At 63.6% G+C, this 24718-nt stretch carries 22 protein-coding genes and 5 tRNA genes; 7 read left to right on the forward strand and 20 right to left on the reverse strand.

The features are described from left to right. Nucleotides 1–265 precede the first annotated feature (265 nt). From tssJ to icmH, 3 genes are read left to right on the forward strand one after another with little or no spacing between them, the layout of a single operon-like run. On the forward strand, nucleotides 266–862 hold the full coding sequence (tssJ, locus tag AC1Q6X_RS01365) for a type VI secretion system lipoprotein TssJ (protein WP_492494659.1): 597 nt from the start codon (nucleotides 266–268) through the stop codon (nucleotides 860–862). Nucleotides 863–899: 37 nt separating this feature from the next. Next, a complete protein-coding gene (gene tssK / locus AC1Q6X_RS01370; protein ID WP_492494660.1) occupies nucleotides 900–2270 on the forward strand; it encodes a type VI secretion system baseplate subunit TssK in 1371 nt (456 codons plus the stop codon). Continuing rightward, nucleotides 2267–3052: a type IVB secretion system protein IcmH/DotU gene (icmH, locus tag AC1Q6X_RS01375; protein ID WP_070224157.1), complete on the forward strand. Its 786-nt coding sequence runs from the start codon at nucleotides 2267–2269 to the stop codon at nucleotides 3050–3052. The genes tssK and icmH overlap by 4 nt, the downstream gene beginning before the upstream one ends. Before the next feature lie 14 nt (nucleotides 3053–3066). Here icmH and AC1Q6X_RS01380 read toward each other — a convergent pair whose 3' ends face one another. The 4 genes from AC1Q6X_RS01380 to AC1Q6X_RS01395 all read right to left on the reverse strand — a co-directional run bounded on the left by AC1Q6X_RS01380 (nucleotide 3067) and on the right by AC1Q6X_RS01395 (nucleotide 9717). Beyond that, entirely contained in the window at nucleotides 3067–3852 is a 786-nt protein-coding gene (locus AC1Q6X_RS01380) for an OmpA family protein (protein WP_492494661.1), read from the reverse strand. A 9-nt stretch (nucleotides 3853–3861) separates the two neighbouring features. Beyond that, on the reverse strand, nucleotides 3862–4842 hold the full coding sequence (gene tagF / locus AC1Q6X_RS01385) for a type VI secretion system-associated protein TagF (RefSeq protein ID WP_492494662.1): 981 nt from the start codon (nucleotides 4840–4842) through the stop codon (nucleotides 3862–3864). Continuing rightward, nucleotides 4839–8660, reverse strand: a complete 3822-nt coding sequence (gene tssM / locus AC1Q6X_RS01390) for a type VI secretion system membrane subunit TssM (RefSeq protein ID WP_492494663.1) — start codon at nucleotides 8658–8660, stop codon at nucleotides 4839–4841. The genes tagF and tssM overlap by 4 nt, the downstream gene beginning before the upstream one ends. Before the next feature lie 217 nt (nucleotides 8661–8877). After that, entirely contained in the window at nucleotides 8878–9717 is an 840-nt protein-coding gene (locus tag AC1Q6X_RS01395) for a M15 family metallopeptidase (RefSeq protein WP_492494664.1), read from the reverse strand. 139 nt (nucleotides 9718–9856) lie between these two features. On the opposite strand from AC1Q6X_RS01395, the gene AC1Q6X_RS01400 reads away from it, so the two are divergent. Then, complete coding sequence (locus AC1Q6X_RS01400; protein ID WP_492494665.1) at nucleotides 9857–10555, forward strand: hypothetical protein; 699 nt, start codon at nucleotides 9857–9859, stop codon at nucleotides 10553–10555. 23 nt (nucleotides 10556–10578) lie between these two features. Here the strand turns inward: AC1Q6X_RS01400 and AC1Q6X_RS01405 are convergent, their stop codons facing one another. Both AC1Q6X_RS01405 and AC1Q6X_RS01410 read right to left on the reverse strand, forming a co-directional pair. Then, a complete protein-coding gene (locus tag AC1Q6X_RS01405) occupies nucleotides 10579–10956 on the reverse strand; it encodes a VOC family protein (protein WP_492494667.1) in 378 nt (125 codons plus the stop codon). After that, entirely contained in the window at nucleotides 10953–11744 is a 792-nt protein-coding gene (locus tag AC1Q6X_RS01410; protein WP_099411624.1) for an alpha/beta fold hydrolase, read from the reverse strand. The genes AC1Q6X_RS01405 and AC1Q6X_RS01410 overlap by 4 nt, the downstream gene beginning before the upstream one ends. Before the next feature lie 340 nt (nucleotides 11745–12084). Here AC1Q6X_RS01410 and AC1Q6X_RS01415 point away from each other — a divergent pair, with 340 nt between their 5' ends. After that, nucleotides 12085–12468: a hypothetical protein gene (locus AC1Q6X_RS01415; RefSeq protein ID WP_227742012.1), complete on the forward strand. Its 384-nt coding sequence runs from the start codon at nucleotides 12085–12087 to the stop codon at nucleotides 12466–12468. Between the two features lie 151 nt (nucleotides 12469–12619). On the opposite strand, the gene AC1Q6X_RS01420 is transcribed toward AC1Q6X_RS01415, so the two are convergent. After that, a tRNA-Asn gene (locus AC1Q6X_RS01420) sits at nucleotides 12620–12695 on the reverse strand. Nucleotides 12696–12965: 270 nt separating this feature from the next. Between AC1Q6X_RS01420 and AC1Q6X_RS01425 the strand changes: the two genes are divergently transcribed. Beyond that, nucleotides 12966–13673 carry a GntR family transcriptional regulator gene (locus tag AC1Q6X_RS01425; RefSeq protein ID WP_099411626.1) on the forward strand — a complete coding sequence of 236 codons (708 nt, stop codon included), beginning with the start codon at nucleotides 12966–12968 and terminating at the stop codon, nucleotides 13671–13673. Between the two features lie 70 nt (nucleotides 13674–13743). Here the strand turns inward: AC1Q6X_RS01425 and AC1Q6X_RS01430 are convergent, their stop codons facing one another. The 8 genes from AC1Q6X_RS01430 to AC1Q6X_RS01465 form a co-directional block, all read right to left on the reverse strand. Then, nucleotides 13744–15042, reverse strand: coding sequence for an NCS2 family permease (locus tag AC1Q6X_RS01430; protein ID WP_492494670.1), 1299 nt, complete (start codon nucleotides 15040–15042; stop codon nucleotides 13744–13746). 91 nt (nucleotides 15043–15133) lie between these two features. Continuing rightward, entirely contained in the window at nucleotides 15134–15535 is a 402-nt protein-coding gene (locus AC1Q6X_RS01435) for a GtrA family protein (RefSeq protein WP_492494672.1), read from the reverse strand. Between the two features lie 143 nt (nucleotides 15536–15678). Then, nucleotides 15679–17157, reverse strand: coding sequence for a c-type cytochrome (locus AC1Q6X_RS01440; RefSeq protein ID WP_492494674.1), 1479 nt, complete (start codon nucleotides 17155–17157; stop codon nucleotides 15679–15681). Then, nucleotides 17154–18812 carry a GMC family oxidoreductase gene (locus AC1Q6X_RS01445; protein ID WP_289910848.1) on the reverse strand — a complete coding sequence of 553 codons (1659 nt, stop codon included), beginning with the start codon at nucleotides 18810–18812 and terminating at the stop codon, nucleotides 17154–17156. Before AC1Q6X_RS01445 ends, AC1Q6X_RS01440 begins: the two co-directional genes overlap by 4 nt. After that, nucleotides 18809–19468 (reverse strand): sugar dehydrogenase complex small subunit, encoded by a 660-nt coding sequence (locus AC1Q6X_RS01450; RefSeq protein WP_099411628.1) that lies wholly within the window; start codon nucleotides 19466–19468, stop codon nucleotides 18809–18811. Before AC1Q6X_RS01450 ends, AC1Q6X_RS01445 begins: the two co-directional genes overlap by 4 nt. 348 nt (nucleotides 19469–19816) lie before the next feature. Beyond that, nucleotides 19817–20119, reverse strand: a complete 303-nt coding sequence (locus tag AC1Q6X_RS01455) for a hypothetical protein (RefSeq protein ID WP_492494677.1) — start codon at nucleotides 20117–20119, stop codon at nucleotides 19817–19819. Between the two features lie 137 nt (nucleotides 20120–20256). Next, a tRNA-Asn gene (locus AC1Q6X_RS01460) sits at nucleotides 20257–20332 on the reverse strand. 73 nt (nucleotides 20333–20405) lie between these two features. Then, a complete protein-coding gene (locus AC1Q6X_RS01465; RefSeq protein ID WP_070224169.1) occupies nucleotides 20406–20732 on the reverse strand; it encodes a Dabb family protein in 327 nt (108 codons plus the stop codon). Between the two features lie 197 nt (nucleotides 20733–20929). Here AC1Q6X_RS01465 and AC1Q6X_RS01470 point away from each other — a divergent pair, with 197 nt between their 5' ends. Continuing rightward, entirely contained in the window at nucleotides 20930–21874 is a 945-nt protein-coding gene (locus AC1Q6X_RS01470; RefSeq protein WP_492494679.1) for an alpha/beta fold hydrolase, read from the forward strand. 12 nt (nucleotides 21875–21886) lie between these two features. Here the strand turns inward: AC1Q6X_RS01470 and AC1Q6X_RS01475 are convergent, their stop codons facing one another. From AC1Q6X_RS01475 to AC1Q6X_RS01495, 5 genes are all read right to left on the reverse strand, one after another. Then, the gene (locus tag AC1Q6X_RS01475; protein WP_492494681.1) at nucleotides 21887–22633 is read right to left on the reverse strand and encodes an alpha/beta hydrolase; all 747 of its coding nucleotides are present in this window, start codon (nucleotides 22631–22633) and stop codon (nucleotides 21887–21889) included. A gap of 186 nt (nucleotides 22634–22819) precedes the next feature. Further along, nucleotides 22820–22895 (reverse strand) — tRNA-Asn (locus tag AC1Q6X_RS01480). Nucleotides 22896–23031: 136 nt separating this feature from the next. Next, a tRNA-Asn gene (locus AC1Q6X_RS01485) sits at nucleotides 23032–23107 on the reverse strand. Between the two features lie 136 nt (nucleotides 23108–23243). Continuing rightward, nucleotides 23244–23319, reverse strand: a tRNA-Asn gene (locus AC1Q6X_RS01490). Nucleotides 23320–23450: 131 nt separating this feature from the next. After that, nucleotides 23451–24665: an amino acid aminotransferase gene (locus tag AC1Q6X_RS01495; protein ID WP_492494683.1), complete on the reverse strand. Its 1215-nt coding sequence runs from the start codon at nucleotides 24663–24665 to the stop codon at nucleotides 23451–23453. Between the last annotated feature and the right edge of the window lie 53 nt (nucleotides 24666–24718).

Below are 24718 nucleotides of genomic sequence, written 5' to 3' on the forward strand. Positions count from 1 at the left end.
ACTCCTTCACGTGGAGGACGCTACCGCTGGGAAAGATGGGCGGCGTGAAGACTATTATTGATCGGCAATTTTTTACCAAATTGAGATTAATCAGCAAAGAAGAAGTTCCATGCTACAGCCGCGCAGGACGACATGAATCCTGATCTGGCGCAGCAATTGTCTTGATCGCAGACCGATCTTGCGCCAACGCAAGCAGGTCGCCCGTGCATGCGTTTAAATGACTGCAACACTTTTGTTTCCACACTTCATCTTGCAAAGGTCGCCCATGCCACCTGACGCCCTGGTCCGCCCGGCCCGCGCCACCGCGCTACCGCTGCTGGCATTGCTGCAAGCGTTGCTGCTGACCGGCTGCGCGGGCGGCGCCATCGGCACCCTGGCCAACGCGGCACTGCAAATGGCCGGCGTGGCCAAGCCGCCGCCGGAACTGCCCGACGCGCAGCAGCCGCCGCGCAACGTCAGCATCCGCCTGCACGCGGCGCAGCGCCTGAACACCGATGCCGACGGCCGGCCGCTGGCGCTGGTGGCGCGCATCTACAAGCTGCGCCAGAGCGCCGCCTTCGAGCAGGCGCCTTACGACAGCTTCCTCGACGCGCAGCGCGAAAAAGCGGCGCTGGGCGCCGACCTGATGGAAGTCAAAGAGGTGCTGCTGGTGCCGGGCCAGCGCTATGAAGTGCAGGAAAAAGTCAGCAAGGAAGCGTATTTCATCGGCGTCGTGGCCCTGTTCCGCGCGCCTGCGACACAGCGCTGGCGCGCCACCTTTGCCGCCGCCGACGCGGAACGCAGCGGCATCACCGTCGGCCTGCATGCCTGCGCGCTCAGCATCAGCGGCACGTCCACGCTGTCGGCCCCGCGCTGCCAATAGCACCAGCAGACACGCCACACATTCAAGGAGAAACGAGATGGGCATGGCAGCGAAAGTCTTGTGGGGAGAAGGCCTGTTCCTGCGGCCGCAGCATTTCCAGCGCCAGGACCAGTATCACGAAGCGCGCCTGCATCACACGGCCAGCGCGCTGCATCCCTACTTGTGGGGCGTGGCGCACATGCAGTGGGACCTGGCGGCGCTGAAGACAGGCACCCTGCGCCTGCAGGCCCTGTCGGCCATCTTCCGCGACGGCGAAGTGTTCGAGGCGCTGGGCGACGGCGCGCCCGGCAGCGATATCCTGCCCCCGCCGGTGGACCTGGAAGCGCTGCCGCCGGCGGTGCAGGAAGTGACGTATTACGCGGCCCTGCCCATCCTCAACCGCGAAGGCGTGAATTACACGGCGCAGGCGTCAAACGCCGGTACGCCGGCGGCCACGCGCTTCGCGCACGCCATGCACGCCACGCCCGACCTGTTTACGGAGTCCGCCGTGGCCGACGTGGCCTATCTGAAAAAGACCGTGCGCCTGATTCCCGACAGCGAGGCGCGCGGCTCCTACGACTGCCTGCCGCTGATCGCCCTGCGGCGCACGGTATCGGGCGGCTTCGAACCCCTGCCCTCGTTCATGGCGCCCAGCCTGGCGATCGCCGGCGCGCCGCGCCTGCAAGGCGTGCTGGAACACCTGCTCGACGCCTTGCAGGCGAAAGTGAGCGCGCTGCACGGCCACCACCGCGAACCGAGCCGCAACGTGATCGAATTCCGCTCGGGCGACGTGTCCTCGTTCTGGCTGCTGCACACGGTCAGCACGGCCGCCGCCGCGCTGATGCACTATGTGCGCCACCCGGCCCTGCATCCGGAGCGCCTGTACGAGGCGCTGCTGGGCCTGGCGGGCGGCCTGCTCAGCTACTCCAAGCACTACACCCTGGCCAGCCTGCCCGCCTACGACCACGCGCAGCCGGGCGCCTGCTTCGATGCCATCGACGCCATCATCCGCGAACTGCTCGACACCGTCATCTCGTCGAAGTATTTTTCCATCGCCCTGCTGGAAGACAAGCCCTCGTACTACCTGGGCAAGCTCGATTCGGGCAAGATCGATCAGCACACCACCCTGTACCTGGCGATACGCGCCGCCATGCCCGCCATCGAGCTGGTGGACGTGGTGCCCGTGCGCGTCAAGGTGGGCGCGCCCGACGACGTGGAAAAATGCGTGCTCACGGCCATGCCCGGCCTGAAACTGTCGCATGCGCCGCAAGTGCCGGCGGCCATTCCCGTGCGGCCCGACACCTATTATTTTGCGATTGAAAACCGCGGCGCGCTGTACGAGCAGATGCTCAAGGCGCAGTCGATTTCCGTCTACGTGCCGGCCGGCATACGCGACCTGCAGCTGGAACTGATCGCGGTGACGGCATGAGCCAGCTCATCGAACGGCGCGCGGCGCCCTCCCTGCTGGGACCACGCGGCGCCGCCCCGGCAGGCAGCAGCCGGCATGCGGGCAGCGCCCTGCTGGATCTGATGCACGAAGGCTTTTACATGCTGTTCATGCTGAAGCACGGTTCGGCGCCCGGCGACGAGCAAAGCTTCATGGACCGCATCACGGCCTTCCTCGACGACTTCGAACGCGAAGCGAAGAAGATCCGCGCCGATGGCGACGATATCGAGGCGGCCAAGTATGCGTTCTGCGCGGCCGTCGATGAAATCATCCTCGCCTCGCCGTTCGCCCTGCGCAAGCAGTGGGAGCGGCGCCCGCTGCAGCTCCTGATCTTCGGCGACCAGCTGGCCGGCGAACACTTCTTCGACCGCCTCGACGCCTTGCGCGGCAAGGGCGCCATGCGCGTGCAGGCGCTGCAGGTGTTCCACATGTGTTTATTGCTGGGATTCCAGGGCAAGTATGCGATCGACGGCGGCGAAAAACTCAGCTATCTGACGGCGCGCCTGGGCGACGAGATCGCCCACATCAAGGGCAAGAGCCGCGGCTTCGCGCCGCGCGCGGAACGCCCCGACCAGGTGGTCAACAAACGCGGCAGCGACGTGCCGCTGTGGGCGCTGTCGAGCTTTTTCGCCCTGCTGGCCATCTGCGCCTACCTCGGTTTGAAAACGCATCTGACGCGCGGCACGCAAACGACCCTGGCCGCGTATGCGGACCTGGTCAAGCTGGCGCCGCGGCCCGCGCACCTGACCATTACTCTGCCCTGATCAGTGGGCGCGGATCATTGAGCAATGCGGAACTCGATGCGCCGGTTCCTCGCCCGGCCATCGGCCGTGGCGTTGCTGGCCACGGGACGGTCCGGCCCCTGGCCCGACACCAGCACGGTATCGGCCGCGACGCCCTTGCTGGCCAGGTAGGCGCGCACGGCTTCGGCCCGTGCCTGGCTCAGGGCCACGTTGCTGGCGCGCAGGCCCGTGTCGTCCGTATGGCCGATCACCTCCACCTTGCGGCCCCGCAGCCTGAGCATGGCGGCCGCCATCTCGTCGAGGATGGCCTGGCCGGCCGGCGTGATGGTGGCCTTGCCGCTGTCGAATTCAATGATGCGTTTATCGAGCGCCGCATCGAGCAAGCCCTGCTCGGCCTCGGCCGCCTTGACACGCAAGCCATTGTTGACGGTGTAGGTGGGATTGAGGCTGGTGGCGATATCGCTGGCGATCTGCTGGCGCTGCGCCTCGTTCGCCACTTCGCCGCGCACGCTGACGTTGTTGCCGGCTATGCTGATCTGCCCCCGCGAAATGAGCTTCAGGTTCGGCGCGATCAGCTTTTGCACGTAGCCGTTCCAGTTGGCCGGCACGGCCACATTGCCGATGCTGATCTGGTCGACCACGCGCTCGGCGCCATACAGTTCGCGCAGGCGGGCCAGCACGGCCGCCTTGCCCGCCTCGTCGGCCAGGGTGCCCGTGACGAGGATCTGGCCCGGCATTGGCGTCTGCGGCGCTTGCGCCTGCGTCTGGGCGATGCAGGGAACGGCGGCGGCAAGCAGCAGGAAGAAAACGGTTGATTTCATCGCAATCCCTCAGGTAAAGGTATCCGTGAACATGGCGCAGGCCGAGCGCAGCGACAGCTGCTCCTGCTGCAGGCAGGCGGAAAAACGGCGCAGCGCCGCATCGCGTCCCAGCTGCTCCTCGACCCAGTCGAGCTGGTCGAAGATGATCAGCCGTTCGCTGCCGGCCTGCGGATCGATCAGCGCGCGCAAGCCATGCGGGTCGGCGCCGCAAAAACCGATCACCAGCACGGGCGCCTCGTCGAGGTGGGAAAAGAACAGCGCCAGTTCGAAATCGGCCTGGCGCAGAAAAGGCGCGATCAGATGCAGCCAGAAGCTGGCCACCAGGTCGCGCAGCTGCGCGTCTTGCGGCAGCGGCAGCACCAGGCTTTTTTCCAGGCGCGGCAAGCCGCTCCGGCGCACCGGCTGCAGCAGCAGGCCCAGGCCCAGCAGCAATTCGCGCACCGTCACGGGGAACGCGGGCGAAGCGAGCATCGTTTGCAAGCCATGCACCGTCTGCGCCTGCAAAAAGGCGGCCAGCCGTGCCGCGTGCTCAGGCGCGGCCGGTTCGACCTCCACCACGTTGCCAGCCAGCGCCAGCAAGGCAGGACCCGGCTCCGGGCTGGCCACGATACCCTGCGACAGCTGCTCCACGCGCTGCCACAGCGGCGCCAGCGCCAGCGGGCTGCAGCCGACAAAGGCTTCGGCGTCGTCGATTTCCAGCGCGCCCATGGCCATGAAGGGAAAGCGCCGCAGCGACTGGTCATTGCTCGCTTCCAGGCGCCCGGCGATGGCGCGCCGGCTGCGCATGCCGACGAAGGCAAAGCGCAGCGGCGGCAAGGCGTCGTAATTGAGCTTCCAGCGCGGTTCCACCGTCAGCGCAGTCATGACCTGCGCCAGCCAGTCGTCGAGCAGCTGCACCAGCGCGTGATTGTCGCAAGCCTTGATGAAATCGCCGCGCGCGGGGATCTTGCCGAAGTAGCCGAGGCGCACCGGCTGCTGCGCGCGCATCATGGCGACACTCCCGCAGCCGCAGCGATGACCGGCACAGAAGCCGGAGCACCCACGATGGTCTCGGGCAGCTGCATGCCGCGAAAGCCCTGCTCCTGCACCGCCGCAGTCCCGCCCGCACCCGTCGCCGTCGTTTCCGCGCTGCTGGTGATTTTCAGGTCGACCGCCACGGCCACCTCGCCGCGCGTCCAGCGCAGTTCGAACACGCCGCCGTCCTTGCGCTTCTTGGCCGCCGCATCGATCATGCGCTTCAAGCCGAACTGTCCCGGCTCGTTGAACAGTTCCACCGTGCGTCCGTCGAAGGTGACGGCCGTGATGCGCGCCCCCTGCATGCCCGCCGTGCCCTGCGGCCCCGGATGGACCATGTTCGTCCACTGCGCCGGCGTGTTGCGGTAGCGCAGCTGCTGACCGTCGATCTCCACCGTGTATTCCAGCGTGCCCGGTGCGGGCGACGGCTGGATCTGGAACACGGTTTGCGCCGCCGTCGACGTGGCCGCCACGCCGCCCGCACCCAGCGGCGCGATCCAGCCGGGGAAGCGCGCCACCACCTGCGGCGACAGGCTGATGCCCATGTCGGCCCAGGTGCGCGGCGCCAGCACGTCGCCGCGCCGCACCACCAGCGGCCCCATGGACGTCGTGACGAATTTCGCCACCAGGCCTTCCGGGCCGAAGAACTGCCCGATCTCCAGGTTGCTCGCCTCGATGCGTGCGCTTGGGGCAAACGGATATTTGTTGGCCAGCGATTTCTGGAAGGGTTCGTACACCTGCGCCGCCCAGGTCTTGTTGATATCGAGTTCGGCCGGCGCGACGATGACGGCAAAGGTCTGCATCAGCGGGCGCACGAGGATGGGGCGTATCGCCTGCTTTTGCGCGTCGCTCATCCCCGTGAGCAGCTGCTCGTCGACCAGTTTCAGGGCGTCGGCCAGCTCGGAGCCGCTGCCCTCCAAGGTCTGCTGCATGAACTGGCGCGCGCCCGGCCCCGCGTCACCCTGGTTCTTCAGCAGGTTCAAGCGGCTGCGCAGTTTCGACAGCGCTTCCAGGTAGGCGCGCATCAGCGAGGCATTGTTGTCCCTGGCCGCCACCAGCTTGCCCACGCCGGCAAATTCGCGTCCCACGGGGCCCATCGGTTTGTCCAGGCGGGCCGGATCGAGCTGCGCATTGACGCCGGGACTGGCCGTCAGCTGCGACGGCGCGCGGCGCAGCACCGTTTCCTTGAACCACGCGATGATGCCCCGCTCAGCCTTGCGCAATTGGGCATTTTGCAGCGCCGGGTTGTCCCACGAAGTTTCTTCGTAAATCGTCGTCAGCAGTTTGGCGATCGGCGACGACTGCGGGTCGCCCAGGCGGTTCATTGCCTGCACGGCGCCGTCAAAACCCTTCAGGTCGGCGACGGCCACGCCCTGCACGAATTTTTGCCATTCGCGCGCATAGTCGGCCTTGTACATGGCCACGAGGTTTTTCTCGATCTGCTCCGGACTGCCTTCCAGGGTCAGGTCGTCGGTGGAGGCGCTTTTCAGCACCCAGTCGGCGCTTTGCAGTTCGCGGTTGGCGGCGTCGCGAAACGCCCCCTCGACGAACTTTTCCCAGGCCTGGCGCGTAAAGGCGCCGGAGACGGCATAGCTGCCCGCCAGCAGGGCCTGATCCTGTTCGCCGACGATACGCGCCACCGTCATGCCGGGAAAGCGCGTCGAGGCGCGCGCCTTGATGTCGGCATACACGCGCTCGCGCGCCGGCATGCCGCGCACCACGCGGCGCAGGTTTTCGCGCGCCTGGTCGACCAGCGCCAGCTTCTGCTCGATGCGCGGCCAGGACGGGTCGCCGATCTGCGCCAGGTAAAACGTCAGCAGCCGTTCGGCGCTGCGTATCATCTGCTCGCGCGGCATGGCGCCCCGGTTGCCCTCCAGCCAGCCGCGCCAGAAGCGCGTCATCTGGTCGTTCAGGTGACTGCTCTCCGCATGCGTCTTGTCGGCCAGCATCAGATAGGTTTTCAGCGCGTTGTAGGCGTCTTCCACATTCGTCGCGCTGGCCGCCTGGTACTGGACGCTGCGCGGCGCGGCGGGCGCCGCAGCGGGCGATACGGCGCCCGGCGTCTGCGGCGTGCGCGCCGTGGGCTGCAGCTGGTCGGCGCTGGCGTTCATCTCGAACAGCAAGGCTTCCAGCGCGCCCGCCACGGGGGTCAGCATGATCTGGCGCGCGCCGGCGAAATATTCCTCGCGCAGCTTGCGCTCCAGTAAGTCGCCCTGGTACAGGCCCAGCCGCAAGGACCATGGCCTTTGCTCCCGGTACGCTTCCAGCTGCTCGATGCGGTCCTGCAGTATTTCGAGCGCTTCCAGGCGCGATTGCAAGTCCAGGCGCTTCTCCTGCAGCTTCACGACTTTATTCAGATCGGCTTCGACGTTGGCCACCAGTTGGCGGTTGCCCAGGTAGGACCAGCTCCAGCCGCCCAGGCAGGCGCCCAGCGACACGGTGGCGGCAAAGAACACGGCATATTTGAAGCGCAGCCTGGCGCGGTTGGCATAGGTGGCCACCAGGTGCTTGTCGGCAAAAATGACCTTGCGGAACAGCTCCAGCAGGAAATAGCCATGCTGGCGCGCCCCCGATGGCACGGCGGCCGGGGCCGGCGCGAAGGCCAGGTCGAAGCGGCGCGCCACCTGCTGCGAGGAGGCACTGACGGGCTCGCCCTCCTGCAGCGCGCTGGTCAAGTAAAAACCGCGGAACACGGGCTGGAACTGGAACGGGTTTTCCTCGAACAGGGTGGCGATGAAGGCGCGCAGGGCCGGCTTGATGGCGGCAAATTCCAGCGGGAAGGTGAACACGCCGGGCGCCATCGTCTTGCGTTGCCGGTGCGCCATGTTGGCCAGGCTCAGCTCCGTCAAGCCATCGTGCAATTCATCGAAGCTCTGGTCGAAAAAACTCAGCAGGTCGGCCGTGGGCAGCTTGCGCTGGTAGGGCATGGTGGCGCCCCATACGCGCTCGCGCTCGCTGCGTTCGGCATCGGCAAAAAACTCCGTGAAGCCGGCGATCAGGTCCGCCTTGGTAAACACGATGTACAGGGGCGCGAACACTTCAAGGCGCTCGATGACGTCCTGCACGCGCTTGCGCAGGCTGCGCGCCAGCTGCATGCCGACGTCGGGGTCGCCCTTCAATTCGGCGATGCTGACGGCGATGAGGATGCCGTTGATGGGCGCCTTGCGCCGGTATTTTTTCAGCAGGTCGAGAAAGCCGAACCACTCGCCCCGGTGCTCGTCGACGACGGAGTAGCGCCCTGCCGTGTCGAGCACGATGCCGTCCGTGGTGAAAAACCAGTCGCAGTTGCGCGTGCCCCCCACGCCTTGCACGATCTTGCCGTCGGCGAAAGGAAATTGCAGGCCCGAATGCAGGATGGCGCTGCTCTTGCCGGCGGCCGGATTGCCGATGATCATGTACCACGGCAATTCGTACAGGGCGGCGGCGCCCGACTTGAGGCCCAGCTTGGACGTCTTGATGGTATCGATGGCGGCCAGCATGCCCGTGCGCACCGCGTCGAGTTCGCCATGCTGGGTGTTGTTGGCCGTCGATGCCGAGGCCGCTTGCGCGGCGGCGATCTCGGCCTCGTTGAGGATGACCTGGCCCAGCGCCTGCGCATCGCGGCGCGCGCGTCGCCTGCGCCACAGCCACAGGCCCAGCCACGTGAGAAAAGCCAGCAGCAGCAAGGCCAGCGCCCAGACCAGCGCCACTTCCAGCACCTCGGCGCCCAGGTACAGGGACACGGCCAGCGCCACGAAGCCGAAGATGGTCAGATTGCGGCTGTCGGTGAGGAAATGCCAGAGTCGTCGCAGCATGATGAGCCCAGGGTGAGGTCGCAAAGCAGGAGGAACGCCGCCGCGCAGCGAGGCGGATTCGGCCCATGCTGACAGCAATGCGGCGCGCCTTTGTTGACATATGACAAGTTCCAGGCGCCAGCGCACGGCACGCGTCGGTGTGCAATTGACGCTGCGCAAGTAAGCTTGCAGCGGTGAAATTCAAGCCGGCACGCGGCGCTAGAATGGCTGGCGCGGCTTACTTGCCCGGCCCGCGCGGTTGCGGCAATTCCGTGTGGCCGAAATCCATCATGGTCCAGCGCCCGCCCCAGCGCAGGCCCACCGATTCGGCCATCACGCCATACAAACGGTAGCCGCGCATGGCCCAGGCATTTTTTTCAGAAATGATGAGTTTTCCTTCATGCATGAATGCGCAATCGGCGGCCAGGCCGTACTGGTGATAGCTTTGAAACGCCCTCGCGTTGGTCACGTTCGGCCCGGCCGCCGCCAGCTGGTCCTGGCGCGCGGGACTGCGGTAGCCTTCCAGCAAGACCATGTCGTAGCCATGCACCTCCTTCATGATCTTGAAGACCAGCAGCAGGCGCTGCGCGAAATCGTGGTCGAGCAATTGCCAGTTGCGGCTGGCGCCGCCCAGCAGCGGACGCAGCTGCGTGACTTCGGCAGTGGAAAACAGCAGCGGCGGCAAGGTCGGTGGCGGTACCAGCTGTTCGCCCTTCAGCAAGTCGCTGACCTGGTCATTGATGACGTGTTGCTGGTCGGCATAGCCGCGCAGGGCGATGCGGTCGCTGGACAGCCAGGCCAGCAGCGGGGGCACGATGACCAGCACGCTGCCTGCCAGGCTCAGCCAGCGATGCCGCCACAGCAATTGCCAGGCGCGTGCCATGCCCGAGCCCGTGTGCTGCTGCACGCGCTGCCACTGCGCGCCGCCGCCCCGCTGCAACCCTTGTGCGCGCCGCTGCATGCGCCAGCCCAGGTTGACGAGCGTGTGCAGCACGATGGCGCGGCCGCCGGGAAACAGCAGCAGCCAGCAAGCGAGACAGGCGAGCAGGAAATACATCAGGACCAGGGCGACAAACATGGGGCGCTCCGTGACGGGAATCGGCGGGGCCGGGCAATCCATTGCTCGGCGGTATCGTTAGATCGTAGGCGTCCGCGGCCCGCATGAGCGCGGTTTACATCAAGGTCAGTCGAATTTGATCCATTGCGGAGGTGATATTTTGTCTTTACTGAAAACCGGAGATGGCCAGGCGCGCGGTCCTGACCTGCTGAGCACGGCCGGCGCGGCTGGCGCGCGCATCGAAGGCAAGGGCATCCTGTCGCAGCTCGAGCACGGCGCCGCCGCGCCCGCAGCCATGCCGGCCCCGCGCTGGCGCCCCGGCTGGCGGTACGGCGCCGCCGGCGCACTGTGCCTGGCGGTGCTGATCATGGCCGTGCTTGCCTACGACACGGAGGTGCCGCCCCTGCCGCCGGCGCCCGTCACAGCCATGACCGAGATTCCGCCCGCGCCAGCAGCAACGGCGCTGCCGCACGCGGCACAGGCGGCCACCATCGTCAATACGGCGGCGCCGCCCTTGCCTGCTGCGGTCGCCGCCACAGCAAGCACCCCGCCCAAGACGCCGCCGCCCGCGCGCCAAGCGGCCGCCCGCCCACAGGGAGCGAAACCGGCCGCCGCATCCAGCGACAGCGATGTCGCCTTGCTCACGGCGATGGTCGCGCATGCGCACCGGCAGGAAGGCACGACGCCGCCCGTGCGCGACGTGGTGCTGCGCAGGCAGGAACAGCGACAGGGACAGGAACAGGAACAGGACACGGCGGAACTGTTGCGGCGCTGTCAGCAGCTGGGCCTGATCGAAGGCATGCTGTGCCGTTCGCGCATCTGCTCGGGCCGCTGGGACAGCGATCCCGCCTGCCATTGAACGCCTGGGCGCCGCATGAAACCTCAGGCGCGCTCGGACACTTCGATCAGGTTACGGTCCGGGTCGCGCAGATACACGGAGCGGATGGGCCAATTGGCGCCCGTGCGGGACAATGGTCCTTCCTCGATGGCAATGCCCAGCGCCGCCAGATGGGCGATGAACACGTCCAGCGGCACGGCGGCGATGAAGCACAGGTCCAGCGCGCCGGGCGTGGGCAGGTCCGCCTTGGGCAGGAATTCCTTGCCGGCTTCATGCAGATTGATCTTTTGCGCGCCAAACTTGAAAGCATGGCGGCCGGTGCCGAACGTTTCCAGCTGCATGCCCAGCACGCGCGTATAGAAATCGATGCAGGCCGGTTTGTCGCGGGTGGTCAATACCAGATGATCGAGGTGGTCTATCATATAGTTTTCGGGTGAGCGGCCGCGTCCATGCGGCCTTGCAAGAAACCTTCCATCAGCGCCAGCAATGCCTGCGGCTGCTCCTGGTGCGGCGTATGCCCGCACTGCTCGACCATGGCGGGCATGGCGTTGAGGGCCTGCGCCACGATCGTGTCGACCTGGGCCGCGCTGCCATACTGGTCCTCGCTGCCCTGCACTACCAGCGCCGGGCATTCGACGGAAGGCAGCAGGTATTCGATGTTCCAGAACTGGAAACCGTAGCTGAGCCAGGTGTCCGACCAGGCCTTGAAGATGGTTTCCGTCTTGTCGCCATGGTATTTCGCCAGCGCCCGCAGCTTGCCCGCGCCAAACGCCGCGTCCGCCACGCGGATACCATCGAGCGTGATGCCTTCGACAAACACGTGCGCCGCCTCGGTAATGATGCCACGCAAGCGCGGCGGCTGCTGCGCCGCATAGATCAGGGCGATGCTGCCGCCATCGGAGTGGCCGACGAGAAAATGGTCCTGCCCCGGCAGCAGTGCCGCCAGCACTTGCGGCAGTTCGCACAGCGCATAGTCGTGCAAATAATGGAGTTGGCGCCGCGCCGCCAGCGGCGACGACCGCCCATAGCCATGACGGTCATACAGCAAGCCGCGGCACCCCGTCGCCTGACATAGCTGCGCGGGAAAATCTTTCCACATCGCACAGCAACCGAGTCCTTCGTGCAGGAATACCAGGCAGGGCTTGACGGGGTCGCCTTCGATCAGTTCGTAATAGATATCGGTTTCGGCACTCAGGTTCAGTATCGGCATGGGCTAGGCTCGCAACGGGTTGCGTATCGGCAGGTCGGCTGGGCCTATTGTGCCATTGTCCTGCGCCGCATGCGTGGCGGCCCCGTAAAAATAGCCTGGGGGAAAATATCTTGCCGCCTGCCTGCAAGGTGTTTGCGCCAGCACAATCGCACGCCGCTTTTCCGGCGGCCCAGCGCGCTTTCCGCCCCCGCGTATGCCTAGAATGAATTACTCCAACAGGATGGAGCAGGCGGCTACCTTATCAGCCAGGACGTGACACTGGCCGTCACGGCAGCACAGATAGGGCGTCTTGCCGCACGACGACAGGCGCGGCGTCCAAACTATCGATCAGGAGTACATCATGGAAATGAAAGTAGAACATCGCACCGGCAGCAACCTGGCACTGGATGAAACCGATACGCCGATGGAGCAGGAAGGCCAAAGCGCCCAAGGCGCGGCCGCACAGGACTTGAACCTGAGTCCCGCCGCCTTCACCACCTACTATACGTGGACGGCCAATGGCGTGCATCCTTCGGTCAACTTCGCCAATGCCAATGTGCACGCCAATTCGCGCGTATTTCTCAATATCAGCGAATATGGCGCGAATCCCCAGGACCGTTTCATCGGCGCCGCCCGCATGGCCGTGTATAACATCGCGCCATACAACGGCGGCTTCCGCGCCTGGGTAGAAATCTCCTGGGGCAGCCCGCTCAAGGTGCGCTTCGACGTGTTTGTCGATCCCTGATCCGGGCATCATTGCGCGTGCACCTGCCACCAGCGGGATGGCATCGCGCAGGCCGTTGATACACTGACGGGATGGCAAGCATGGATGAAAACCATGCGCACATGACAAAAGGGCCACGTGTTGCCACGTGGCCCTTTGCTGCTGCTTGTTCTGGCTCCCCGACCTGGACTCGAACCAGGGACCTGCGGATTAACAGTCCGTCGCTCTACCAACTGAGCTATCAGGGAAAGGAGGCCGAATTATATACGTCAAAATTTCCCATGTCCAGTCGTTACTACATGGTTGCTGCATGGCCAGCAAAACAGGCAGCCAGGGAGCATGCCTCGCCACGCGGCGGGCCCCGTCTGCGCGCCGCCAGGCAAGATAGTAGAATAGCCATGCCTTGCCGATACGCAAGGCGCACAACGGCATGCCGGCAGCGGGGCGTCAACCACGCCGCCGCGCGGACATGCGCTTGCAAGGTTCGCCTTGCCCCTGGCTGACTGCTCTTACCCGACATGACAGAATCAAGCGCAACCCTGGTAGACAAGGCCGGCAGCGGCGACAGCTCGGCAGAAATTGCCGAACATATGGCGGCCGCCATCGTGGCGCGCCAATTGCCGCCCGGCACGCGGCTGCGCGAAGAGGCGCTGTGCCGGCTGTATGGCGTCAGCCGCACCAAGATCCGCGCCGCCCTGCTGATTCTCTCGAAAGACAAACTCATCCGCATGGTGCCCGACAAGGGCGCCTTCGTCAGCCAGCCCACCGAAGCGGAAGCGCGCGACATCTTTGCCGCGCGGCGCATCATCGAAGCGGCCCTGGCGCGCGAATTCGTCGCGCAGGCCAAACCTGCCGACTACAGGATGCTCGATCGGCACCTGAAAGCGGAACGCCTGGCGCTGGCGCAAGCGACGCCGCTGCGCTCGCAACTGCTGGGCGACTTCCACGTCTTGCTGGCCGATATCGCCGGCAACGCCGTTCTGCGCGACATCGTGCGCGAACTGGTGGGCCGCAGCTCGCTCATCACCATGCTGTACCAGTCGGGTCACGCGGCCGCCTGCTCGTGCGACGAACACGGCCGCTTTCTCGATGCGGCACGCAGCGGCGACGCCGATCTGGCGGCGCGCCTGATGGTCGAGCACCTGGCGCATGTGGAAGCGGCCTTGCGCTTCGACGGCAGCGCCGGCGACGCCAAAAAAGACCTGGTCGCCGCGCTGCTCATGTAAGCGGCGCCAAAAGCAAAAGGCCGCCCTGCTGATGCACGGGCGGCCTTGTCACTGCTTGCAGGCAAACTTGCTATTCGCCCAGGTAGATAAACTTGAACAGGAAGATGGCGGCGATGATGTAGGCCACTACCGATACCTGCTTGCCCTTGCCCGTCAACAGTTTCAATACCGCATAGGTGATGAAACCAAAGGCCACGCCGCTGGCCACCGAATACGTAAACGGCATCATCAGCGCCGTGATGGCGGCCGGGATGCTTTCCGTGCTGTCATCCCAGTCGATATACGTCAGTTCGCGCAGCATCAGGCAGGCCACGTACAGCAGCGCGGGCGCCGTCGCGTACGGCGGCACCGTGTGCGCCAGCGGAGCAAAAAACAGGCTGCCCAGGAACAGCAGCGCGACGGCGACGGCCGTCAAGCCCGTACGTCCGCCCGCTTGCACACCGGCAGCGCTTTCGACGAAGGCGGTGGTGCTCGACGTGCCCAGGCAGGCGCCGGCGGCGATCGCCGTGCTGTCGGCCAGCAAGGCCTTGTTCATGCGTTCCATCTTGCCGTCTTTCAACAAGCCGGCACGGTTGGCCACGCCCATCAGGGTGCCCGTCGCATCGAACAATTCAACCAGGAAAAATACCAGCACCACGTTGACGATGCCGATCGACAGCGCGCCCATGATGTCGAGCTTGAACAGGGTCGGTTCGATGGCGGGCGGCGCCGAGACGATGCCGTTGAACTGGTTGCCGCCAAAGAAGAAGCTGGCGATGGTGATGATGAGGATGCCGATCAGGATGGCGCCCGGCACTTTCAGGCGGTCCAGCGCGACGATGATGAAGAAACCGAGGATGGCCAGGATGGGCGCCGCCTGGTGCAAGTCGCCCAGCGCGATGATGGTGGCCGGGTTCGACACCACCACGCCGGCGCTTTTCAGCGAAATGATGGCCAGGAACAGGCCGATACCCACCGTGATCGCCGTGCGCAGCGCGGGCGGGATGCTGTTGATGATCATCTCGCGTATCTTGAACAGGCTGACCAGGATGAACAGGCAGCCGGAAATGAAGACGGCGCCCAGCGCTACTTCCCAGCTCATGCCCATGCCCTTGACCACCGCATACGAAAAATACGCGTTCAAGCCCATGCCCGGCGCCAGCGCGATCGGGTAGTTCGCGTACAGGCCCATGATCAGGGTGCCGATGGCGGCCGCCAGGCAGGTGGCGACAAACACGGCGTCTTTCGGCATGCCCGCGTCGCCGAGGATGGTCGGATTGACGAAGATGATGTAGGCCATCGTCAGGAACGTGGTCAGGCCGGCCAGCAGCTCCGTGCGCACATTGGTCCCGTTGTCCTTCAGTTTGAAATAGCGTTCCAGGAACTGCATGATTAACCCCTTGTTTTGGTAAAACCGCGCGCCTGGTCTTGGACTATGCGCATCTTTTTTTCTTGCAACAACTACTTACTTGCTTACTTGATTACTTGCCTGGCGCGCCGGCCGGCTTGAAGGCCCACCAGCGGCTGCCCGCAAAATTCCAGACCAGCCCGATGCCCGTCGCCAGCACCTGGGCCAACCAGTAATACCAGCCCAGCTGGTGTACCAGCAGCCACATCAGCCCCGTATTGATGCACCAGCCGATGCCCAGCAGGGTGAAATACTTGCTGGCCGCCTCGCCATGGCGCTTGTCGCTTTTAAACGTGAAAAAGTAATTCAGGAGGTAGTTGACGACGGAACCGAGGATGTAGCCGATGCCGGACGCGGCGGCGGCGCTGATGCCCGCCCATTCCACGCCGCCCCACAGCACGCTGTATTGCACGGCCGTGCCGGAAGCGCCGACGGCGGCGAAACGCAAGAATTGGTGATGCAGGGAATGGGACATTGTCAATTTTCAAATGAACGATAGCAGGGTCGGGCCAGAATAAAAAATGGCTACGATTGCTCGTAACCATTTTTCAGCCTGCATTTTACTGCAAGTTGCGCCCAACGTTCATATTCGCCGCCGATACTCCACGGCTCCGATGCCTATTTCTTGACTTGACGGCGCCGGCGCAGCCACACAAACAGCGCGATCAGCAACAAGATGGCCGCGATGCCGCCCGGCAGCATGAACGGTTGCGCCCGCGCCAGCACGGGTTTCTCGCCGCCGCTGCGCGCCTGCGCCACGTAGGCAGGCGTCACCGACACCTCCGGGTTGCCATACTGTTTCAGCACGTAATTGGCGATCGAAGCGATCTGCTCATCCGTCAAGGGCTGCACGTACGAGCGCTGGTCAAAGCGGGGCATGAACGCTTCGTGCTCTTCCCCTTCGATCTTGCGCTCGACGCCAAACAGGATGGCCGAGACCAGGTTGGCCGGCGTGTTGCCGCCCGTGGCCGTGTTGTTGAACAGGGCCGGATAACTTTGCCCCGTGCTGCCGGCGCCGCTGACCGAATGGCAGCTGGCGCAATAGCCGGAAAACAGCACGGCGCCGCTATTCAAGGAATGGCGCTCGGTGGCGCCGGCCATGCCGCGCAAAGCCGCTTCCTCGCTGGCGGCGCTGCCATGGCTGAAGGCAGCCTTGGTCTGCCCCGGCGCGCGCACGGGCGGCACGGTACGCAGCCAGGAGACGATGGCGGCCACGTCGTCGTCGCGCAAGAATTGCAGGCTGTTCTGGATGGCTTCGGCCATGCCGCCCGCCGCCTGCCCCTTGCCTTCCACATGACCCGTCTTCAGGTAAGCCGTGAGTTCCGCATCCGTCCACGCGCCGATGCCGCTGACCTTGTCGGATGTGATGTTCGGCGCATGCCAGGAACCGAGCGCGGCACCCGCCAGGGTCTGGCTGCCGATTTCCCCCATCAGCATATTGCGCGGCGTATGGCAGGCGCTGCAGTGCGCCAGCCCTTCGGCCAGGTAGGCGCCGCGGTTGATCTGCGCGCTCTTCGCCGGATCGGGCACGAAGCGTTTATTGTCAAGGAACAAGGTGTTCCAGCCCAGCATGGACAGGCGCACATTGAACGGGAATGGCAAGGCCGTCTGGCGCGCCGGCTCGTCGACGGGTTTGACTGCCTGCATGAAGTAATAATACAGGTCGCCCACGTCCGCATCCGTCAGCTGCGCATAGCTGGTGTAGGGCATGGCCGGATACAGATGACTGCCATCGGCGCGCACGCCTGCGCGCAGGGCGCGCGCAAAGTCGGCTTCTGTGTAGTGGCCGATGCCGCCTTTTTTGGAGGGCGTGATATTCGTGGCATAAATCGTGCCCAGCGGCGAATCGATGGCGTAACCGCCCGCATACGGTTTGCCGCCGGCTGCCGTATGGCAGGCCATGCAATCGGCCGCGATGGCCAGGTAGCGGCCCCGCTCCAACCGTGCATCGGGCTTGGCGGCTGTGCTTGCGGCCGGCGCGGCCGGACGGTCCGGCGTCAGGGTAACGGGCGGCGGCGGCGGCACAGGTGGTAAAGCACGCGCGGCCAGCGGCAAGCCGGCCGCCAGGGTCAGGCCCAGCAAGAAACGGCGCATCATGCTGCCTCCCTTGCCAGGGTGCGGGCGATGTCGTCGGCCGCGCGCAAGCCGAGCGCGGCCATGCTGAGGGTCGTGTTGACGACGCTGGCCGACGGCATGGCGCCGCCGCCCGGCAGCCACAGGTTGGCGTGGTCGTGGGCGCGGCAATTGCCGTCGACAACCGAATCGGCGCGATTGCTGCCCATGATGACGCCGCCCATGATGTGGTTATTCGCATTCAGGCTGTCGGTGATATGGAATTCCACGGCGCCGAACAGCTTGCCGATGTGTTCGAGCTGCGCATGCGCGGCCTTCGCGCCATCGCGTACGTAATCGCCTACGTCATAGTAGATGTCGGGACAGGCCAGGCCCAGCGGGTCCTTGCGCGTCTTGCTCAAGGTCAGGCGGTTGTGCGCTTCGGGCAGCGGTTCCAGGCTGATCGACAGGTCGACGCCGAACGCGGCGCGGCGGCGGATCTCGTCGTCGAGGTCCTTGCCCACCAGGCCCAGCTTCAACGATTGCTGCGTTGCGGGTCCCACCCTGGTGATATTGTTCAAGATCATCTTGTTGGCCGAATACTGCGCGCGGAAGGCGCCGTCGCGCGGGCCCACCAGGCAGCTGCTTTGCGCGGGGCCACGGCCCGTCCAGATCGGTTCATTGGCCAGGAAAGTACAGTGGAAACCCGAGTGGTCCATCATGTTGCGGCCGACTTGATCCGAACTGTTGGCGATGCCGTTCGGATTATTCTGGTTCGCCGCCAGCAGCAGCAAACGGGGCGTTTCGATGCCGTTGCAGGCGATGACGAAGGCCTTGCCCGTCGCCATGTGCGACTGTTTCTTGGCGTCATACCAGTGCACGGCCGTCACGCGGTTGTTCTGGTCCGTGTCGATGCGGTAGACGACGGCCTCGGCCAGCACGCCCGCGCCTTTCAGCTCGGCCCGCTCCACGTGGTGGATGCCGTTGTACATGGCGCCGATCGGGCAGATCGGCTGGCAATTGTTATTGCCGCAGCACGTGGGACGGCCCTGCCACGGACGCGTCGAGCGCCCTTGCGGGATCGGCACGGAACGGTAGCCGTGCGGGTTGACCACTTCGGCGAAGCGCTTGTCGCCATAGCCCCAGGGCACCATGTCCATCGGGTACGGCGCGCTGCGCTCGCTGGGCGACTGCAAGGCGGGATCGTTGGGGCCGGCCACGCCCATTTCCTGCTCGGCGCGGCAATAGTAGGGTTCCAGTTCATCATAGGAAATGGCCCAGTCGCGCCCGACGCCGTAATCGCTCTTCATGCGCATGTCCGACGGCAAATGGCGCCAGCACGACGCGGCCCAATGCCAGGTCGTGCCGCCCACCGTGCGCAGATAGCCCTGCTGGAAACTGCTGCCGCTGGGGCCGGACAATTCCACATAGTTATTCTTCGGAAAATACAGGGGCGCGGGCGCATTGTCCGCCTGCGGATACAGGCCCTGGAAGTCGGAACCGACGCGGTTCTCGAACGGCATGTTGCGCCAGTTTTCCACGGCTTGTCCCCGCTCGATGCGCAGGCCCGCTTCCAGCATGATCACGGAATGGCCTTGCGCGGCCAGCTGGTCGGCCATCATGGCGCCGACGACACCCGTGCCGACGATGACGACATCGGCGACGACGTCGCCATTACTCTTGAATTGCGGTGATTTCATTTTGCTTGCTTGCCTTTCGGTTCGGGAGTGCCGGTAGTGGCCGGGGCCGGTACGGGTTTGGGCGCCACGGGCGCGGAGACGCGCACGGCCGGCGGCGCCTTCAGCCACCAGAGAGGGCCGTAATTGCAATAGGTCGGCACGACCTGGCCATCGGCCACCGTGCGGTACATCAAGGCTTCCGCATACGCGACGACGATGGACTTCGTGCCCTGCTCAGGATGGCCGGCGACGGTGCCCGTGTACCAGGCGGCAACGATGGCCAGCGCCAGCTCACGCAAAGCCGCATCGGCGGCGCTGGCGGCGGCCAGCAGCGCCTTGGCTTCCTGGCCCGTGACGAGCAGCGCGCCCAGTTGCGGCAAGCGCTCGGCGAAGCCGGGCACGTTCGTGCGCATGGCTTGCTCGATGCGCGCCGCCGTCGCGGCGGACAGGTCGCGGTGGCCCGTGATGGTTTGCGACAAGGTGTAGAACAGCATCGTGGCAGGCGCCAGGCCGGGCGCCGGAGCGCTGGCTGGCGCCGGCATGGCGGCCGAGAGCGGATTGCTCCAGAAACCGGCCTGCGCCAGCAAGGCGGCCAGGCCGATCAGGGCGTGGCGGCGGCTGATGCGGGGAAGGGATGAAACGGATGTTGCAGATGGTTCGCTGCCTGGATAGTTCATGAGACTCCCGCAAGACTTGTTGTTTTATTGACTTCGATGATTGCGCCACATTGCATTTGCGCATAAATGGAACCGGTTCCACATTATCCTACAGAAGTAAATTGTCTGCCAATGTAGTATTACTATTGAGAATTTGCCCTACGCGATGCCGGCATGGATGCCGGCTGGCTGCCCAGCAAGAACATGTGCTGGCCAGGGGCGAGATAGCGGCATCGCACGAGGGTGGCGCCCGGCGATATCGATGGCCATACGGGCCCCGTGCCGGTCAGGCTGTACCACGATTTATGGGGCCGCTTGGGCATCGCCCCCACGCCGGCACAGCTGCAGACGCTGCGCAGGGGGCAATGGTCACGGCGCCGCAGCATTTTCCTCGCGCCACTTGCGCACCATCTCGCTGCTGATTTCGCGTTCGTAGCAAAGGGGGGCATAACCGCCCTTCCTGCTCCATGCGCTGCGTCCTCCGCAAGCGCTGCCATTCTTGGCGGCATGGTAGGGACAGGGGCAGCGCCCCGGATAGGCGGCAATCGATTCGGCGATGATCTGCTGCTTGACCTTCGCTTCGGACAAGGGCTGGCGTCCCTGGCCGCCGGCAAGGGGCGCATAGACGATGCCGGCGGCCAGCATCAGCATCAGGGCGCAGATATTCTTCATGGGAAGGCTTGTGTTCCTCGAGAGGCGGCAAATATGCCCTGCAAGTATGACAGATGCTTTTCGACACATCTGCGTGCAATGTCACAATGCAAAAAGCCCAACCGTGATGGCTGGGCTTTTCGATACTGCTGATGTTCTGGCTCCCCGACCTGGACTCGAACCAGGGACCTGCGGATTAACAGTCCGTCGCTCTACCAACTGAGCTATCAGGGAAAAGAGGCCGCATTCTATAGCGCAAATTTTCAGTTGTCCAGATTTACGCGAAAAAAATTATGCGCGGCATACCTCAGCCCGGATTTTCCTGCGGATGATAGTCGAACACGAGTACGCGGCCCAGCCATGGCTTAAGCAGTTCGACAAAAGCCTGGTGCGCGGCATGGGTCAGATACGCATCGCGCGCGCCCGTATCGGCAAAACTCAAGCTGAAGCAATCGGTAAAGCCGTCATCGAGGCCTTCCGGGCTGACGTTCGGCCCCCATTCGAATTGCAGCACGCCGGGGATGCGATGTTTAAGCTGGGAAAATTCATAGACCAGCTCGGCATGCTTGGCCGGTGTGATGTCCTCAAGAAAATCACAGAGAACGATATGGCGCAACGGGATAGAACAGGTCATGGTGGCAACTCTCCTATGGGGTTGCATTCAGGATAGCGCAAAACGGGAAAAGACACAGGCCGCAGCCCGCCATGGCGCCACTGCGGACGCGCTGCAGATATTTTTCATATGCAACATGTTATTCGGATAACATCCTAAATGGACACCCCATACCTGCCAGCAACCATCCATACCAGCCCATGACAAAAAACAGCATAATGGCCGTGTTATTCATCGCCTTGATTCCATTTTATGCATGTAAAGCACAACCCGTTCCGCTTGCCATCGACGTGCTGCTGACTCCCGACATTGGCGGGATAAAGCAGTTTGTGGAAATCAAAACAGATGACTCCAACAAGCCTGCTCTTCTCTTTCTATCGGGCGGGCCGGGAAGTTCGATGATGAAGAATGCGGATGCGTTTACCGCCATCCTGAAAAAGAGATTTACGCTTGTGCAATGGGACCAGCGCGATGCAGGAAAAACCCTGAAACTGAATCCTTCGCCAAGCCAGCCTTCCGTCGCGCAGATGGAGCAGGACACGTACCAGGTCATCACGTTTCTACAAAAAGAGCTCAAGCAGGAAAAAATATACTTGCTGGGCAGTTCCTGGGGCAACGTCCTGGGCTTTTATATCGTCAAGCATCATCCGGAACTGCTGCATGCCTATTTCGCGTCCAATCCTGTCGTGAGCCAGCTGGAAAGCGAGAAAGAATTGCTGAAAACCTTGAAAGTGCATTTCAAGGACAATGCCGTCGCCAGCCAGGAACTGGACAGCGTCAGTTTCCCGTTTGCAAGTGACGAAAGCATGTTTTATTTAAGGAAATGGCTTTTTTATAAGGATGGCAAGGAATTTGCCACGAGCGAGGGCTTCAAGACGGGCTTTCTTCAATGGTCGAAAACCTGGTCGCCAGTCTGGAACGAGGTCATGAACATCGATCTGCCCAGGACCTTGAAGAGCGTTGACTGCCCCGTGTATTTCTTCGTCGGCAAAAACGATATCCAGACCTCGACCAGGATCACGCAAGCGTATTTTGAAACATTGAAGGCGCCAAAGAAGGGGCTGTTTTTCTTTGACCATTCCGGGCATCAAATTCACCAGGATGAACCGGTGCAGTTCCAGGAAGCCATCATCAAGACATTGAATGCGGCGCCGAAGTCCTGATACAACGCCCCGTCACGGGAAGCCACTCCCGGAAGCCGACAGGCTGGCCTGGCCGCCGGCAATGCCGGCGGCGGCCTTGCGGATCAGCGTCGCCACCGCATGGGCTTGCGAAATGTAAATGGCATGGCTGCCGGCGACTTCGACCACCTTCGAGCCCGCGCGTTCGGACATCTTGCGTTGCATCGCCGGCGCAATCATCTTGTCCTCCGTCGCCACCAGGTACCAGCTGGGCTTGCTCCTCCACGCTGGCGCGCTGACCACGCCGGTCAGCGCGGCCACTCCCCAGGGCACTTGCGATGCCGCCATGAAGCGGGCCTTGTCCCTGGGCACATCGGCCGCGAAGGCGGCCGCAAACTTTTTCTGGTCGAGCAACAGGAAGCCATCGTGCGGCGGCAAGATCGGCGGCACCGGTGCGCCAGGCGGGGCATTCTTCAGCAAGGAATCGACGGACTCGCCTTGATCCGGCACAAACGCCGCGATGTAGACCAATGCCTTGACCTTGGGATCGTTCCCCGCTTGCGTGACCACGGCACCGCCATACGAATGACCAACGAGGACCACGGGACCCGGCGACGCGGCGATGACCCGTCCGGTCGCGGCCACATCGTCCGCCAGCGATAGCGTTGGGTTTTGCACAATGGCAACGTGACAACCCTCGTCACGCAGCGCCCGGTAAACGGCTTCCCAACCCGACCCATCGACAAAACCGCCATGCACGAGCACGATCGTTGCCGACCCAACACTTGTGACCTCATCCATTTCAGCCCCTCCAGGAAGTTGAAGGCGATGACAGGCCTGCCGGCGCCTTGTCGCCTCCAGCATAGCGCCGGGTGCCTGGCGGCCTATGCGCGGGATCAAGAGTGATGACACGGATGCCTCATGCAGGCTCTGAAACGCGAAAAGCCCAACCGGTGAAGGCTGGGCTTTTCGATACTGCTGATGTTCTGGCTCCCCGACCTGGACTCGAACCAGGGACCTGCGGATTAACAGTCCGTCGCTCTACCAACTGAGCTATCAGGGAAAAGAGGCCGTATTATATAGGGCAAGCAAGCACATGTCCAGATTCCCCCAGGGAAATTTCTATTCCGGACAGCAGCTGCCCGCCGACAGCGCAAAAACAAAAAAGGCCACGTTTTTCAACGTGGCCTTCCGAATTCTGGCTCCCCGACCTGGACTCGAACCAGGGACCTGCGGATTAACAGTCCGTCGCTCTACCAACTGAGCTATCAGGGAAAAGAGGCCGTATTATATAGGGCAAGCAAGCACATGTCCAGATTCCCCCAGGGAAATTTCTATTCCGGACAGCAGCTGCCCGCCGACAGCGCAAAAACAAAAAAGGCCACGTTTTTCAACGTGGCCTTCCGAATTCTGGCTCCCCGACCTGGACTCGAACCAGGGACCTGCGGATTAACAGTCCGTCGCTCTACCAACTGAGCTATCAGGGAAAAGAGGCAATATTATATGTCGCTTGTTCCATATTTGCAAGATGGATACTGCATCTTCACAAACACGGCCATCGCCGACTTTCTATTGCCATCCGCGCCGCACTTGCATGCAGCGCCGAAGAAGCAAGATCTTAAAGCACTTTGGCGATCGCGTCAATAACGATGTCGATGTTGCGCGAATTCAATGCTGCCACGCAGATACGGCCCGTGTCGACGGCGTAGATCGATTGCTCGCGCAGGGAAGCCACTTGTTCCTTGCTCAGGCCCGAGTACGAGAACATGCCGATTTGCTGGCGCACGAATTCGAAGTCGTGGCCTGGCGCCTTGGCTTTCAGCTTTTCCACGAAGGCATTGCGCATTTCGCGGATGCGCACGCGCATGCCGGCCAGTTCCTCTTCCCACAGCTGGCGCAGTTCCGGCGTGGCCAGGACGGTGGCGACCACCTTGCCGCCGTGGACTGGCGGGTTCGAGTAGTTGGTGCGCACGACACGCTTCAGCTGCGACAGCAGACGGGCCGCTTCATCGGCGCTCGAAGCGACGACGCTCAGGGCGCCCACGCGCTCGCCGTACAGCGAGAACGATTTCGAGAACGAGTTCGACACCAGCAGCGGGCCGCCCGCGTCGGCAAAGCGGCGCACCACGGCGCCGTCTTCGGCGATGCCGTTGGCGAAGCCCTGGTAGGCCATGTCCAGGAACGGCACCAGGCCGCGCGACGTGACGACGGCGATGATCTGGTCCCACTGTGCCACGCTCAGGTCGGCGCCGGTCGGGTTGTGGCAGCAGGCGTGCAGCACGACGATGGAGCCGGCTGGCATGGCGTTCAGGCTGGCCAGCATGCCGTCGAAGTTCACGCCATGGGTGGCGGCATCGTAGTAGGTGTAGTTATTCACGACAAAACCGGCGTTTTCGAACAGCGCGCGGTGGTTTTCCCAGCTCGGGTCGCTGATGTAGACCTGGGCACCCGGCGCGAAGCGCTGCAGGAAGTCGGCACCGATTTTCAGTGCGCCCGTGCCGCCGATCGCTTGCACGGTGATGGCGCGGCGCTCTTGAATTACGGCGCTATCGGCGCCAAATACGAGTTCTTGCACCGCCTTGTCGTAGGCAGCGAGGCCTTCGATCGGCAGATAGGTGCGTGGAGCGGCCTGTTCGATCAGGATGGCTTCCGCCTTGCGTACGCAAGCTAACAGAGGCACTTTACCGTTGTCGTCATAATAGACGCCAACGCCCAGATTGATTTTGGCGGGATTCTGGTCCGCGTTAAATGCTTCGGTGATGCCCAGGATCGGGTCGCGTGGGGCCATCTCGATGGCGCTAAACAGACTGGCAGAAACAGTTGGGTTCGTCATGATAAGATTGGATTCGATTGGAAGCAGGTTCACAGCGGAGTTGTAGACAGCGC

The organism is Janthinobacterium sp. GW823-FHT06H09 (assembly GCF_058794735.1).

Excerpts from the sequence above, each read along its gene's own strand:
- tssJ (WP_492494659.1), top strand. The coding sequence starts at position 266 with ATGCCACCTGACGCCCTGGTCCGCCCGGCCCGCGCCACCGCGCTACCG.
- tssK (WP_492494660.1), top strand. The coding sequence starts at position 900 with ATGGGCATGGCAGCGAAAGTCTTGTGGGGAGAAGGCCTGTTCCTGCGG.
- icmH (WP_070224157.1), top strand. The coding sequence starts at position 2,267 with ATGAGCCAGCTCATCGAACGGCGCGCGGCGCCCTCCCTGCTGGGACCA.
- AC1Q6X_RS01380 (WP_492494661.1), bottom strand. The coding sequence starts at position 3,852 with ATGAAATCAACCGTTTTCTTCCTGCTGCTTGCCGCCGCCGTTCCCTGC.
- tagF (WP_492494662.1), bottom strand. The coding sequence starts at position 4,842 with ATGATGCGCGCGCAGCAGCCGGTGCGCCTCGGCTACTTCGGCAAGATC.
- tssM (WP_492494663.1), bottom strand. The coding sequence starts at position 8,660 with ATGCTGCGACGACTCTGGCATTTCCTCACCGACAGCCGCAATCTGACC.
- AC1Q6X_RS01395 (WP_492494664.1), bottom strand. The coding sequence starts at position 9,717 with ATGTTTGTCGCCCTGGTCCTGATGTATTTCCTGCTCGCCTGTCTCGCT.
- AC1Q6X_RS01405 (WP_492494667.1), bottom strand. The coding sequence starts at position 10,956 with ATGATAGACCACCTCGATCATCTGGTATTGACCACCCGCGACAAACCG.
- AC1Q6X_RS01410 (WP_099411624.1), bottom strand. The coding sequence starts at position 11,744 with ATGCCGATACTGAACCTGAGTGCCGAAACCGATATCTATTACGAACTG.
- AC1Q6X_RS01415 (WP_227742012.1), top strand. The coding sequence starts at position 12,085 with ATGGAAATGAAAGTAGAACATCGCACCGGCAGCAACCTGGCACTGGAT.
- AC1Q6X_RS01425 (WP_099411626.1), top strand. The coding sequence starts at position 12,966 with ATGACAGAATCAAGCGCAACCCTGGTAGACAAGGCCGGCAGCGGCGAC.
- AC1Q6X_RS01430 (WP_492494670.1), bottom strand. The coding sequence starts at position 15,042 with ATGCAGTTCCTGGAACGCTATTTCAAACTGAAGGACAACGGGACCAAT.
- AC1Q6X_RS01435 (WP_492494672.1), bottom strand. The coding sequence starts at position 15,535 with ATGTCCCATTCCCTGCATCACCAATTCTTGCGTTTCGCCGCCGTCGGC.
- AC1Q6X_RS01440 (WP_492494674.1), bottom strand. The coding sequence starts at position 17,157 with ATGATGCGCCGTTTCTTGCTGGGCCTGACCCTGGCGGCCGGCTTGCCG.
- AC1Q6X_RS01445 (WP_289910848.1), bottom strand. The coding sequence starts at position 18,812 with ATGAAATCACCGCAATTCAAGAGTAATGGCGACGTCGTCGCCGATGTC.
- AC1Q6X_RS01450 (WP_099411628.1), bottom strand. The coding sequence starts at position 19,468 with ATGAACTATCCAGGCAGCGAACCATCTGCAACATCCGTTTCATCCCTT.
- AC1Q6X_RS01455 (WP_492494677.1), bottom strand. The coding sequence starts at position 20,119 with ATGAAGAATATCTGCGCCCTGATGCTGATGCTGGCCGCCGGCATCGTC.
- AC1Q6X_RS01465 (WP_070224169.1), bottom strand. The coding sequence starts at position 20,732 with ATGACCTGTTCTATCCCGTTGCGCCATATCGTTCTCTGTGATTTTCTT.
- AC1Q6X_RS01470 (WP_492494679.1), top strand. The coding sequence starts at position 20,930 with ATGGCCGTGTTATTCATCGCCTTGATTCCATTTTATGCATGTAAAGCA.
- AC1Q6X_RS01475 (WP_492494681.1), bottom strand. The coding sequence starts at position 22,633 with ATGGATGAGGTCACAAGTGTTGGGTCGGCAACGATCGTGCTCGTGCAT.
- AC1Q6X_RS01495 (WP_492494683.1), bottom strand. The coding sequence starts at position 24,665 with ATGACGAACCCAACTGTTTCTGCCAGTCTGTTTAGCGCCATCGAGATG.